At 74.0% G+C, this 12,039-nt stretch carries 12 protein-coding genes; 5 read left to right on the top strand and 7 right to left on the bottom strand.

Annotated features, from left to right (window positions below):
* Nucleotides 1-104: 104 nt before the first annotated feature.
* Nucleotides 105-1,265, bottom strand: a complete 1,161-nt coding sequence (locus ABZ873_RS13090) for an alkaline phosphatase PhoX (protein WP_360869615.1) — start codon at nucleotides 1,263-1,265, stop codon at nucleotides 105-107.
* Between the two features lie 577 nt (nucleotides 1,266-1,842).
* On the opposite strand from ABZ873_RS13090, the gene ABZ873_RS13085 reads away from it, so the two are divergent.
* Nucleotides 1,843-2,256, top strand: coding sequence for a VOC family protein (locus ABZ873_RS13085; RefSeq protein ID WP_360869612.1), 414 nt, complete (start codon nucleotides 1,843-1,845; stop codon nucleotides 2,254-2,256).
* Nucleotides 2,257-2,269: 13 nt separating this feature from the next.
* On the opposite strand, the gene nirD is transcribed toward ABZ873_RS13085, so the two are convergent.
* Genes nirD through ABZ873_RS13070 form a run of 3 tightly spaced genes read right to left on the bottom strand, consistent with a single transcriptional unit; the run spans nucleotide 2,270 to nucleotide 5,287 of the window.
* A complete protein-coding gene (nirD, locus tag ABZ873_RS13080) occupies nucleotides 2,270-2,632 on the bottom strand; it encodes a nitrite reductase small subunit NirD (protein WP_360869609.1) in 363 nt (120 codons plus the stop codon).
* Nucleotides 2,629-5,154 carry a nitrite reductase large subunit NirB gene (nirB, locus tag ABZ873_RS13075; protein ID WP_360869606.1) on the bottom strand — a complete coding sequence of 842 codons (2,526 nt, stop codon included), beginning with the start codon at nucleotides 5,152-5,154 and terminating at the stop codon, nucleotides 2,629-2,631. Before nirB ends, nirD begins: the two co-directional genes overlap by 4 nt.
* Nucleotide 5,155: 1 nt before the next feature.
* Nucleotides 5,156-5,287 carry a hypothetical protein gene (locus ABZ873_RS13070; RefSeq protein ID WP_360869603.1) on the bottom strand — a complete coding sequence of 44 codons (132 nt, stop codon included), beginning with the start codon at nucleotides 5,285-5,287 and terminating at the stop codon, nucleotides 5,156-5,158.
* A gap of 200 nt (nucleotides 5,288-5,487) precedes the next feature.
* Here ABZ873_RS13070 and ABZ873_RS13065 point away from each other — a divergent pair, with 200 nt between their 5' ends.
* The 3 genes from ABZ873_RS13065 (at nucleotide 5,488) to ABZ873_RS13055 (ending at nucleotide 8,011) form a co-directional block, all read left to right on the top strand.
* Nucleotides 5,488-6,810 carry a ferredoxin reductase family protein gene (locus ABZ873_RS13065; protein WP_360869601.1) on the top strand — a complete coding sequence of 441 codons (1,323 nt, stop codon included), beginning with the start codon at nucleotides 5,488-5,490 and terminating at the stop codon, nucleotides 6,808-6,810.
* Between the two features lie 91 nt (nucleotides 6,811-6,901).
* Nucleotides 6,902-7,198 carry a hypothetical protein gene (locus tag ABZ873_RS13060; protein ID WP_360869598.1) on the top strand — a complete coding sequence of 99 codons (297 nt, stop codon included), beginning with the start codon at nucleotides 6,902-6,904 and terminating at the stop codon, nucleotides 7,196-7,198.
* A gap of 36 nt (nucleotides 7,199-7,234) precedes the next feature.
* Nucleotides 7,235-8,011, top strand: coding sequence for a TSUP family transporter (locus ABZ873_RS13055; RefSeq protein ID WP_360869595.1), 777 nt, complete (start codon nucleotides 7,235-7,237; stop codon nucleotides 8,009-8,011).
* 22 nt (nucleotides 8,012-8,033) lie between these two features.
* Here the strand turns inward: ABZ873_RS13055 and ABZ873_RS13050 are convergent, their stop codons facing one another.
* Nucleotides 8,034-8,663, bottom strand: coding sequence for a class F sortase (locus tag ABZ873_RS13050; RefSeq protein ID WP_360869591.1), 630 nt, complete (start codon nucleotides 8,661-8,663; stop codon nucleotides 8,034-8,036).
* A 129-nt stretch (nucleotides 8,664-8,792) separates the two neighbouring features.
* Entirely contained in the window at nucleotides 8,793-9,335 is a 543-nt protein-coding gene (locus tag ABZ873_RS13045; RefSeq protein WP_360869588.1) for a hypothetical protein, read from the bottom strand.
* A gap of 294 nt (nucleotides 9,336-9,629) precedes the next feature.
* On the opposite strand from ABZ873_RS13045, the gene ABZ873_RS13040 reads away from it, so the two are divergent.
* Nucleotides 9,630-10,112, top strand: a complete 483-nt coding sequence (locus tag ABZ873_RS13040; protein ID WP_360869585.1) for a gamma-glutamylcyclotransferase family protein — start codon at nucleotides 9,630-9,632, stop codon at nucleotides 10,110-10,112.
* A gap of 10 nt (nucleotides 10,113-10,122) precedes the next feature.
* Here the strand turns inward: ABZ873_RS13040 and dnaG are convergent, their stop codons facing one another.
* Nucleotides 10,123-12,021, bottom strand: a complete 1,899-nt coding sequence (gene dnaG, locus ABZ873_RS13035) for a DNA primase (protein ID WP_360869582.1) — start codon at nucleotides 12,019-12,021, stop codon at nucleotides 10,123-10,125.
* Nucleotides 12,022-12,039 lie beyond the last annotated feature (18 nt).

Raw genomic sequence — 12,039 nt, 5'->3', positions numbered from 1 at the left:
GCGCTGCCCCCGGACCCCCGCGCCTCAAACGCCGGCGGGGCTGCATTCGGCGCCGCCCCGGGCCGGATTCGGGGCCGGCGGGGCTGGATTCGGCGCCGGCGGTGTCAGACGCGGAAGGGGCCCGTCACCTCGTACGTGATGCCGCCGGACGAGCTGCCGCTCGTACCGCGCTGGCTGGAGAAGTACAGGCGGTTGCCCGCCGGGGAGAAGGCCGGGCCCGTGATCTCCGAGGAGGACTGGCCGGTGATCCGCAGGAAGGGGGCCACCACGTCGTCCGGGGTGATCACGCAGATCTCCATGCTGCCGCCGTCCTCCGCGACGTACAGGTCGCCGTAGGAGGAGCCCGTGACATTGTCGACGCCGGTCAGCGGGGCCGCGCCGCCGGGGACGAGCGAGTCGTCGTAGGCCAGCTCGTACGTGTTGTTCGCGAGGTTGAGCTGCCAGACCCGGTTGTCGCCCTTGGTGGTGAACCAGACGGTGTCGTTGGCGTAGTGGCAGCCCTCGCCGCCGTTGAACTTCTTCGCGCCGGAGACCTGGCTGCGGGTGACGGTGGGCGAGCCGTCCGGGTCCGGGACGGTGGCCCAGGTGAAGGAGCCGGAGGTGCCCGTTCCGGCCTTGAGGACCTGGAGGGTGCCTGCGGAGAGGTTCCCCCAGGTGGACGGGACGAAGCGGTAGAAGCAGCCGCTGGTCTCGTCCTCGGTCAGGTAGACGACCTTGCGCACCGGGTCGGCCGCGGCCGCCTCGTGCTTGAAGCGGCCCATCGCCGGGCGCTGCACGGCGGCGTTCACCCCGAAGGGGTCGGTCTCGTAGACGAAGCCGCGGTCCACCTCCTCGCAGGACAGCCAGGTGTTCCACGGGGTCCGGCCGCCCGCGCAGTTCTGCCGGGTGCCGGAGAGGATCCGGTAGGCGCCGGTGACGGTGCCGGAGGAGTTGAACCGCACCGCGCTCGCGCCGCCCGAGGGGTTGATCTCCGAGTTCGACACGTAGATCCAGCCCGAGCCGTCGGCGAAGCAGGCGCCGCCGTCGGGGGCGCTGTGCCAGGTGTACGAGGTACCGCCGACGGTCTGGCCCGAGCGGGCGATCACCCTGCTGGTGAAGCCGCCCGGGAGCATGATCCCGTTCGCGTCGGCCGCGCCGAGCGCCCCGTACGGGCCGGCGCCGGGCTGGGCGGGGGCCGCGTAGGCCGCCCCGCGCATCAGGGTGCCGCCGAAGGCGGCCGCCGACGAACCGATCACCGCGCCGCGCAGGAAGGTACGACGTTCCACGGTCACTCCAGTGGGAGGAAGGCCCCGCGGCCGGTCGGACGCGGGGTCGCACGCGTCGAGGAACCTAGGAGGCGCCCGTGGCCGCGGCGCCAATTCCTCATTACGCCCGGGCGACCGGCCGGGGTTCAATGCGGCGGCGGCGATTAGCCGTTCCGGGGAGCGTTTTCCGGAAGGCCGCGCGGGCGTTCCCGGCGCCCGCTCCGGCCAGTTCCGTACGGCAACAGTTCCCGCCGTTCCGGCCGATTCCCCGGGCGGTCCGTGCGTACGGTGAAACCCGCCCGGCCGCCGTTGCCGACCGTGACCGGGCCCGGGGGGTCCGGCAGGCGGCACCGGCCCGCCGGGAGGTCATTTTCGGCCTGTCTCGGCTGGCGGGGTTTCGACCGGAAACAGCCGGGTCCGCCCGCGGGCCGGCCACCGCCCCCGCGCCCGGCTCGCCGTCCTGACCTGCGGCTTCCCTGGCCCTGCGGAAACCTCGGAAAAACTTTCTGGCGGAGCGATGAGTTCTGCGGGGGGCCGCGGTCTACCCCTCGAACAGCACGGAGCAGCGAGCACCGCACACGAGAGATGAGGGACCCCGATGTCCGCCACGATGATCTTCGTCAACCTGCCGGTCAAGGACCTGGAGGCCAGCAAGAGCTTCTGGAGCAAGCTGGGCTACAGCTTCAACGCCCAGTTCAGCGACGAGAACTGCGCCTCGATGGTCATCAGCGACACCATCGTCGCCATGCTCCTGACCGAGGCCCGCTACAAGGACTTCACCCACAAGGAGATCGCGGACGCCACGAAGACCTCCGAGGTGCTGCTGTGTCTGAGCGCCCCGGGCCGCGAAGCCGTCGACGAGCTGGTGGACGGCGCCGTGGCGGCCGGGGCCACCGAGCCCCGCCCGGCCCAGGACCACGGCTTCATGTACGGCCGCGCCTTCGACGACCTCGACGGCCACACCTGGGAGATCATGTGGATGGACCCGGCCGTGGTCCAGTCGCAGGACTGACCGCCGCCGCCGGTCAGGAGGCCGCGGCGGTCCGTACCGGATGGATCCGCACCGGACAGGTCCGCACCGGATAGGTCCGGACCGCCACCTCCTCGTCGTCCAGGCAGCGCCCCGACTCCAGGTCGAAGCGCTGCTTGAGCAGCGGCGAGGCCACGAAGGGCCGCCCCGCCACCGTCCCCACCAGCCCGCGCGAGAGCACGTGCGCCCCGGTGAAGGGATCCTGGTTGCCGATGGCGTACGGGCGCCCCGCGCGGTCGACGAACACCGCGGCCTGGCTCCCGTCGGGCAGCAGGGCCGCCACCCCGCGCCCCGGGGTCAGCGCGGACAGCTCGCACACCGTCAGCCAGCCCTGCGCCACCTGCAGTTCCACGGTCATCGGACGGCACCTCCAATGGTCAGGACGGCCAGGTCGGGCTTGACCTGGTCGCGCTCGGGGACGAACTTCACCGTCGGGTCGGGGGCGCCCGGCGCGTTCACGAAGGACACGAACCGGCTCAGCCGCTCCGGGTCCTGGAGGGTCTCGGCCCATTCGTCGCGGTAGTGCGCCACGTGGTCGGCCATCAGGGACTCCAGCTCCGCGCACAGCCCCAGCGAGTCGTGGACGACCACGTCCCGCAGGTGGTCCAGGCCGCCCTCCAGCCGCTCCAGCCAGGTGGAGGTCCGCTCCAGCCGGTCGGCGGTGCGGATGTAGAACATCAGGAAGCGGTCGATCAGCCGGACCAGTTCCGCGTCCGAGAGGTCCTGGGCGAGCAGGTCGGCGTGGCGGGGAGTGGCGCCGCCGTTGCCGCCCACGTAGAGGTTCCAGCCGCTCGCCGTGGCGATCACCCCGAAGTCCTTGCTCTGTGCCTCCGCGCATTCGCGGGCGCAGCCCGACACCGCCGACTTGAGCTTGTGCGGGGCGCGCAGTCCCCGGTAGCGCAGCTCCAGGTCGATGGCCATCCGCACGCTGTCCTGGACCCCGTAGCGGCACCAGGTCTGCCCCACGCAGGACTTCACCGTGCGCAGGGCCTTGCCGTAGGCGTGCCCGGATTCGAAGCCGGCGTCGACCAGGCGTGCCCAGATCCGCGGGAGCTGGTCCACGCTCGCGCCGAACAGGTCGATCCGCTGACCGCCGGTGATCTTCGTGTAGAGGCCGAAGTCCCGGGCCACCTCGCCGATCACGATCAGCTTGTCGGGGGTGATCTCCCCGCCGGGGATGCGCGGGACCACCGAATAGGAGCCGTTGCGCTGCAGGTTGGCGAGGAAGTGGTCGTTCGTGTCCTGGAGGGCGGCCTGCTCCCCGTCCAGCACATAGCCGCTGGCCCCGAGGGTGGCCGCGAGCGAGGCGATGACCGAGCCGACGGCGGGCTTGCAGACCTCGCAGCCGTCTCCGCCGCGGGCCTCCGGGCGGCCGTGGCCGTCGAGGACCTGCTCGTAGGAGGTGAGCCGGCGGGTGCGGACGATCTCGTACAGCTCGGCCCGGGTGTGCGGGAAGCAGCCGCACAGCCCCTTCTCGGCGGGGGCCGGCAGCAGCTGCCCGATCACCTTGACGCAGCTGCCGCAGCCGGTGCCCGCCTTGGTGCACTTCTTGACCTCGGGCAGGGTGGAGCAGGCGGTGATGGCCTTCTTGGTGACGTTGTGGCAGGAGCAGATCACCGCGTCGTCGGGGAGGGCGGACGGCCCGAGCGCGACGGGCGCGCCCACGCCCGCGGGCAGCACCAGCTGCTCGGGCGCGACGGGCGGGACGCTGCCGGTGAGCGGGCGCAGCAGGCCGTAGGCGTCGGCGTCCCCGACGAGGACCCCGCCGAGCAGGACCCCGTCGGGGGAGACCACCAGCTTCTTGTAGACGCCGGTACGGGAGTCGGACCAGACGACGTCCAGGCTGCCGGGGGCCCTGCCGTGGGCGTCCCCGAAGGAGGCCACGTCCACGCCGAGCAGCTTCAGCTTGGTGGAGAGGTCGGCTCCGGTGAACTCCTTCTCCCGGCCCAGCAGGTCCTCGGCGGCCGTCTCCGCCATCTCGTAGCCGGGCGCGACCAGTCCGTAGACGCGGCCGTCGACGGCGAGGGCGCACTCCCCGACGGCGTAGACGTACGGGTCGGAGGTGCGGCAGCGGGCATCGACGGCGATGCCGCCGCGCTCCCCGACCTCCAGTCCCGCCGCGCGGGCCAGCTGGTCGCGGGGGCGGACGCCGGCGGAGAAGACGACGAGCTCGGTGTCGACGACGGAGCCGTCGGAGAGCCGCATTCCGCTGACCCGGCCGTCCTCGCCGGTGACCACCTCCTGGGTGCCCACGCCGGTGTGGACGGTCAGGCCCATGGACTCGATGGTGCGCAGCAGGGCGGCGCCTCCGCCCTCGTCGACCTGTACGGGCATCAGCCGCGGGGCGAACTCGACGACGCGGGTGGCCAGTCCGAGCCCCTGGAGGGCGCCCGCCGCCTCCAGCCCGAGGAGCCCGCCGCCGACGACCGCGCCCGCGGTCCTGCCCTTCGCGTACTCCTCGATCGCGAGCAGGTCCTCGATGGTGCGGTAGACGAAGCAGCCGGGCGCGTCCTTGCCGGGCACGGGCGGCACGAAGGGATAGCTGCCGGTGGCCAGGACCAGCACGTCGTACGGGAAGACCCGGCCCGAGCGGGAGGTGACGGTGCGGGCGGCCCGGTCGATGTGCTCGGCGGGGTCGTCCAGGTGCAGGGAGATGCCGTTGCGCTCCATGAACCCGGCGGGCGTCAGGGACAGGTCCTCGGCGGTGCTGCCGGAGAAGTACGAGGTCAGGTGCACGCGGTCGTAGGCGGGCCGGGGCTCCTCGCAGAGCACGGTGATCCGGTGCGTGGCGGTGGCCCCGCGCTCGGCGAGTGCTTCGAGGTAGCGCTGGCCGACCATGCCGTGCCCGATGAGCACGATGGCGGGCGAGGGCTCGGTCATGTCAGTGGCCTCCGTCGTCGGTGAGCAGGTGGAACAGGTCGTGCGGGGGCTCCCCGCCCTCCCGGGCGCGGGCGAGGGCGCCCACGGTGGAGAGCCCGCCCGAACAGCACCCCGCCGACGGTCCGGCCGTCACGGAGGACGGCCTTCCGGCAGGTGCGGGCCAGGACGACAGGTCATGCCACGAGGGTGCGGGCCCGCTGTTTCCCCTCCGCATCGCTCCTGTTACCCGGACGGAACGCCCGCCTCAGCGCCCGGTTTAAGGGTCGGTGAGGCGTCCCTCAAGGCGGCCTTAAAGACCCTCGGCGGCGCCCGCCGGGCCCTTAGCGTGCTCGCATGCGAGATGCGGCGGCGCTGGTCAGGGGCGGGATTCTGGGCGGGGCGGGGGTGGTGGCCCTGCTCTGGGCGGTGCAGGTGCGGCCCTCCGCCCGGCCCGACGCGCTGTTCGCGACCGCCGCGCACCTGACGGGTCTGCTCGCCGGGTACGGGGTCCTCGTGCTGCTGTTCCTGATGGCCCGGGTACCCGCCCTGGAGCACGGGGTCGGCGCCGACCGGCTGGCCCGCTGGCACGCGCTCGGCGGCCGCCATGTGCTGCTCCTCTGCCTGGGGCACGGCCTGTTCGCCCTCCTCGGCTACGCCGTGCACGAGGGGGTCGACCTGATCCGCGCCGTCCGGGACCTGCTCGGCTACCCGGCGATAGCCGCCGCCGCGGCCGGTACCGCCCTGCTGGCCGTGGTGGGCGCGACCTCCGCCCGCGCGGTACGCCGCCGGGTCTCGCACGAAACCTGGCGCGGGGTGCACCTCCTCGTCTATCTGGCCGCCGCCCTCGGCTTCGGGCACCAGCTGGCCGGGCCGGACCTCACCGCCGTGGCCTGGTTCTGGGCGCTGGCCCATGCCGTGGTTGCCGTCCTGCTGGTCTGGTACCGGGCCGTGGTCCCCGTACGGCAGGCCCTGCGGCACGCGCTGCGCGTGGCCGAGGTCCGCTCCGAGGGGCCCGGGGTGGTCTCCGTCGTGGTCCGCGGGGAGCGGCTGGCGGAGCTGCGCGCGGAGCCCGGCCAGTTCCTGCGCTGGCGCTTCCTCCAGCGCGGGCTGTGGTCCACCGCCCTGCCGTTCTCGCTGTCCGCGCCCGTCCACGCGGACACCCTGCGCATCACCGTGAAGGGGCTCGGCGGGCACTCCCGCCGGATCCGCCGGCTGCGCCCCGGCACCCGGGTGCTGGCCACCGGGCCCTTCGGCGCGCTGACCGCGGCCCGCCGGACGCGGCCCAAGGTGCTGCTGATCGCGGGCGGGGTCGGCATCACCCCGATGCGCGCCCTGTTCGAGACCCTGCCGGGCGGGCCGGGGGACCTCACCCTGCTCTACCGGGCCGGAGCCGAGGAGCAGCTGGTGCTGCGGGCCGAGCTGGAGGCCATCGCCGCCGGGCGGCAGGCCGCGCTGCACTATCTGCTCGGGCCCTCGGGCGGTACCGCCGGGCGGCTCCCGGTGCCGGGCTGGGGCGATCCGCTGGCCCCGCAGGCGCTGGCCGCGCTGGTGCCGGACCTGGCGGAGCACGACGTGTACCTGTGCGGGCCGCCGGGGATGGCCGAGGCGACCCGGGCCGCGCTGCTGTGCGCGGGGGTGCCGGCCGGCCGGATCCACGCGGAGTGCTTCAGCTTCTGACAGGCCCGCGCCCGGCCTTCCCCTTCCCCCCCTTCCCCCTTTCGGCCCTTCCCCCTTCCCCCCTTTCGTCCCCTGAGGAGTCACCGCCCCCATGCGTCACCCCCTGCACGTCGCCGTGCCCATTCCGGTGTCCGCCGCCGTGGGAGCGGCAGCCGTGCCCGTGCCGGCCGCCCGGCACCGCAAGCCGCGCGGGCCCTCGCCCGTACGGACCGCCCTGGCCGCGCTGGCCCTCGTACCCCCGCCCGTGCGGCTCGCGGCGGGGCTGGGGGCGGCCAGTGTGCTGCTCGCGAGCGGGCTGACGGCGGTGGTGGAACCGGCGGCTCCGGTGGCTCCCGACCGGGTGGCGTCCGGGGAAAGCTCAACCTTTGCGCAACTTTCCGGAGATTGATGTCCACTGCACGCGTCAGCTCCATAGGGTCATGACGTGCCTGACATATCAACGACCATGATCATCGTGCTGTGCGTGGCGGCCGCGGCCGCCGGGTGGATCGACGCGGTGGTGGGCGGCGGCGGCCTGCTGCTCCTGCCCGCCCTGCTGCTGGGTCTGCCGAACGCCCATCCCGCCACCGTCCTCGGCACCAACAAGGCCGTGGCCATCGTCGGCACCGCCGGTGCGGCCGTGACGTACGTCCGCAAGGCGCCGGTGAATGTGAAGCTGGCCGTCCGCATCGGCCTGGCCGCCCTCGCCGGATCCATGGGCGGCGCCGCGCTCGCGGGCGGCATCAGCAAGGACGCCCTCCGCCCGATGATCATGGTGGTACTCGTCCTCGTCGCCGGATTCGTGATCTTCCGGCCGGGCTTCGGCACCGCCCCCGCCACCTCGCCGGTCAGCCGGAAGCGGGTGCTGCTCACCATCGGGCTCGCCGGTCTCGGCATCGGCTTCTACGACGGCCTCATCGGGCCGGGCACCGGCACCTTCCTGGTGCTCGCGCTCACCGCCCTGCTCCACCTGGACCTGGTCACCGCCTCCGCGACCGCCAAGATCGTCAACTGCTGCACCAACGCGGGCGCGCTCGCGATGTTCGCCTACCAGGGCATGGTGCTGTGGCAGCTGGCCGCCCTGATGGCGGTGTTCAACCTGGCCGGCGGCATGATCGGTGCCCGGATGGCGCTCAAGAAGGGGAGCGGCTTCGTCCGCGCCGTGCTGCTGACCGTGGTGAGCGCGCTGGTGATCAAGCTCGGCTTCGAGCAGTGGGGCTGACCGGACCGCGCGCCACCGCGGCTCAGTACGTCCCGGTCAGGTGCGCGAAGACCACCACATTGCCCCGGTAGCCCGTGCGCGGCGAGAAGCCGCCGCCGCAGGTGATCACCCGGAGCTCGGCCCGCCGCGAGGGCCCGTACACCCGGCTGTCGGGGAAGCCCTTGGCGTCGAGCACCTCGACGGCGTGCACCGTGAACACCGCGGTACGCCCGTCCGCGCGCGGGATCTCGACCGTCGCGCCCCGGCGCAGCGCGCCCAGGTGGTAGAACACCCCCGGCCCGACCGCGTCGTCCACGTGCCCCGCGACGACGGCGGTCCCGGTGGCGCCGGGCGTGGTGCCCTCGCGGTACCAGCCGGCCAGGTCGCGCCGGTTCGGCGGGGGCACCTGGAGGTGGCCGCCGCGCTCCAGGCCCAGCCCGATCAGCGGGGCGTCGACCCGGATGGAGGGGATCCGGATCCGGGCGGGCGGGGACCCGGGCAGGGGCGCGATGGCGGGGCCGAGGGTGCCGGCGGCGGTCAGGGCCTCGGCGGGGGAGGGCAGCGGCGGCCCGGCCGGCTCACGGGAGCCGCTGGTCACGAGCCAGATGCCGACGCAGGCGGCGAGGGCGACGAGCCCGCCGTGCCGGGCGGTCGGAGTGAAGGCGCGGCCCATGCGTACCCCCTCGACTGGCCGTTCGGGGTGACTGGCCGTCGCCCGGCCCCGCGAACGGGGGGACCTCGCGGGGCGGGCGACGGGGGACGGTACCGGTCGGACCGCGGCCGGAGCCGCGGTGGGCGTCCGTCAGCTCCGCGTGCCGCTCGCCCGGCGACGCAGGAGCCAGGTACCGCCGACGGCGGTCACGGCCAGGAGGGCCGCTCCCGCCGCGAACCTGGCGGGGTCGGCGGTGGTGGTCGTACCACCGCCCACCCCGGTGTTGACGTGGCCCTGCGGGCCGCGTTCGGTGACCACCAGGTCGCCGGTGGCGAACTTGCCGTTCGCGCAGGTGGCGCCGATGGCGTAGGTCCCGGGCCGGGTGGCGCGGGCCACCTGGAACTGCCCCACGACCACCTCCTTGTGGGTGCCCGGCACCAGCTTGAACCGGCCGCCGCCGACCGTCGTGCCGTCTCCGTCGGCGTGGCCGCCGGTGCCGCACGCGGTGGTGTTCACGGTGACGGTCGCGCCGGGGGCGGCGGACCTCGGCCACACCTCCAGCGCGGAGAAGTCCCCGGGGGCGAAGGACGGTACGCCCAGGTGCCCGGCCGCCACGGCGCCCGCGACCGGGACGGTGAACGCGGCGGCGGTCAGCGCGGCCGCGGTCAGCGCGTGGGCGGTACGTCGGCGCATGGGAATCTCCCTGGAGGCACGGGGTCGTGGCTCCGAGCAAACCCGGCCCGCCCGCGGCCCGCCTGCTGATGCCCCGTCAGGTACTCGCCCGCTTGCTTCGGCGGAACCTGTTCGCGCAGGTCGGCGGGGTGGTGCGGCCATCCGGGGCGGCCGGGCCGTCCGGGTGATCCAGCCGCTGCGCACGGGCCCCGGAGGGCGGCGCGGGAGCGGTGCGTACGGTGGTGGGGCGCGGCCCGGCCCGGGAGGTCCGGACCGGCCGGCGCACCGCCGCGCGCCACCCGAGGGAGGGGCCCCGTGACATCGCTCGAACAGCCGGTCGGCCGGCCGCTGGAGGCCGCCGCTCCGCTTCCGTTCTTCGTCTACGGGACCCTGCGCCCGGGCGAGCCCAACCACGCGCTGTTCCTGCGCGGCCGCACCCTCGCCGAGGAGCCCGCGACCCTCCCGGACGCGGTCCTCTACGACGGCCCCGGCTACCCCTTCGCCGTCCACCGCCCCGGCGGCACGGTCGTCGGGGAGCTGGTCACGGCGGTGCCGGAGGCGTACCGGGAGCTGCTGGCCGGGCTGGACCGGCTGGAGGAGTACGAGGGCCCCGGCCGCCCCGGGAACGTCTACGACCGCCTCGCCCGCCCGGCCCTGCGCCCCGACGGCACCGAGGTCCGCGCCTGGGTCTACCTGGCCGCCCCGCTGATCGCCCGCGACCTGCGGGAGAGCGGTACGGAGATACCCGGCGGCGACTGGCTCGGCCGGGCGGCCCCGCCTGAGAGCCGGGCCGGCTGACGGAGGCTTCCTACAGGCCCTCGGCGCCCCGGTTGCGCAGCCGCTGGCCGTACTGCTGGAGGACCCACAGCTCCTCCTGCACCGCCGCGTGCTGCTCCGGCGGGGCCTGCGGGCCCAGTCGGGTCATGGTCCCCTGGACCTCCAGGACCCGGCGGTCGACGGCGCGCAGCCGGACCTGGACGAGCTGGACGCCCGCGTAGATCTCGTCCACCGTCTTGGCGTGGATGGCCTCCACCGCCAGCTCCGTGACCATCGCGCGCACGGTGTCGTTGGGCGCGGCCTCGCGCACCCGGGCCAGATAGCCCTCGTCGGCCTGCGCGGCGCCGCCCGCGTCCTGGATGGCCTGGCGGACGGCGGCGTAGGGCGGGGCGGTGAACTCGTCCACCCCGTACGCGTCGAAGGCGGGGGAGACCAGCGCGGGGCGCTGGAGGGCGAGCTTGAGCAGTTCGCGCTCGGTGCGGTGGGCGGGGCTGCGCAGGTTCAGCGCGGGGCCGCCGCCGACCGGCGGGGGTGTCGGGGCGGGGGGCGGCTGGGGGCGGCCCCGGCCCTGCTGCTGCGGCTGGTTGCCGCGCTCGCGCGCCCAGCGCGCCAGCTGCGCCACCCGCTTGACCACGAAGGGCTCGTCGAGGATGCCGAGCATGCCCGCCAGCTGCACCGCCGACTCGTGCTGGATGGAGAGGTCCTTGATGCTCGCGACCACCGGCGCGGCCTCGGCCAGCGCGGCCGCCCGGCCGGCCGGGTTCTCCAGGTTGTGCCGGGAGACGATGTGCCGCAGCGCGAACTCGAACAGCGGGGTACGGGCCTCCACCAGGTTGAGCACGGCCGCGTCGCCCTCGGCGAGCCGCAGGTCGCAGGGGTCCATGCCGTTCGGCGCGATGGTGATCGAGGTCTCGGCGGCGAACTTCTGGTCGTCCTCGAAGGCCCGCAGGGCCGCCTTCTGGCCGGCCGCGTCCCCGTCGAAGGTGAAGATCACCTCGGCGGTGGCGTTGTCCATCAGCAGCCGGCGCAGGATCTTGATGTGGTCCCCGCCGAAGGCGGTGCCGCAGGTCGCGATGGCGGTGGTGACCCCGGCCAGGTGGCAGGCCATGACATCGGTGTAGCCCTCGACGACCACGGCCCGGGAGGTCTTGGCGATCTCCTTCTTGGCCAGGTCGATGCCGTACAGCACCTGCGACTTCTTGTAGATCGCCGTCTCGGGGGTGTTCAGGTACTTGGGGCCGTTGTCGTCCTCGCGCAGCTTGCGCGCGCCGAAGCCGACCACCTCGCCGCTGGTGTCGCGGATCGGCCACATCAGCCGGCCGCGGAAGCGGTCGATCGGCTTCCCGCTGCGGCTGTCCTGGGCGAGCCCGGAGGTGATCAGCTCCTTGTCGGTGAAGCCCTTGCCGCGCAGGAAGCGGGTCAGGTGGTCCCATCCGGCCGGGCTGTAGCCGACCCCGAAGTGGGCCGCGGCGGCCTGGTCGAAGCCGCGCTCCGCGAGGAACTTGCGGCCGATCTCCGCCTCGGGGCCGTCCAGCTGGTCGATGTAGAACTGGGCGGCCGCCCGGTGCGCCTCGACCAGCCGGATGCGCTCACCGCGGCCGCTCGTACCGGCGGTGTAGCCGCCCTCCTCGTACCGCAGGGTGATGCCGGCCAGGCCGGCCAGGCGCTCGACCGCCTCCGAGAAGGAGAGGTGGTCGATCTTCATGACGAAGTCGAGGGTGTCCCCGCCCGCCTGGCAGCCGAAGCAGTGGTAGAGCCCCTTGCTGGGGCTGACCTGGAAGGAGGGGGACTTCTCGTCGTGGAAGGGGCACAGGCCCTTGAGGTTGCCGCCGCCCGCGTTGCGCAGCTGGAGGTAGTCGGAGACCACGGCGTCGATCGGGACCGCGTCCCGTACCGCCTTCACGTCGTCGTCGTTGATCCGTCCTGCCACCCGTGAAGTCTACGGCCG

The organism is Streptomyces sp. NPDC047014 (assembly GCF_040644195.1).
Lineage (GTDB): Bacteria > Actinomycetota > Actinomycetes > Streptomycetales > Streptomycetaceae > Streptomyces.
This window is presented reverse-complemented; position numbering and strand designations above follow the sequence as displayed.

Excerpts from the sequence above, each read along its gene's own strand:
- ABZ873_RS13065 (WP_360869601.1), top strand. The coding sequence starts at position 5,488 with ATGCGAGATGCGGCGGCGCTGGTCAGGGGCGGGATTCTGGGCGGGGCG.
- nirD (WP_360869609.1), bottom strand. The coding sequence starts at position 2,632 with ATGACCGTGGAACTGCAGGTGGCGCAGGGCTGGCTGACGGTGTGCGAG.
- ABZ873_RS13085 (WP_360869612.1), top strand. The coding sequence starts at position 1,843 with ATGTCCGCCACGATGATCTTCGTCAACCTGCCGGTCAAGGACCTGGAG.
- ABZ873_RS13050 (WP_360869591.1), bottom strand. The coding sequence starts at position 8,663 with ATGGGCCGCGCCTTCACTCCGACCGCCCGGCACGGCGGGCTCGTCGCC.
- ABZ873_RS13045 (WP_360869588.1), bottom strand. The coding sequence starts at position 9,335 with ATGCGCCGACGTACCGCCCACGCGCTGACCGCGGCCGCGCTGACCGCC.
- nirB (WP_360869606.1), bottom strand. The coding sequence starts at position 5,154 with ATGACCGAGCCCTCGCCCGCCATCGTGCTCATCGGGCACGGCATGGTC.
- ABZ873_RS13060 (WP_360869598.1), top strand. The coding sequence starts at position 6,902 with ATGCGTCACCCCCTGCACGTCGCCGTGCCCATTCCGGTGTCCGCCGCC.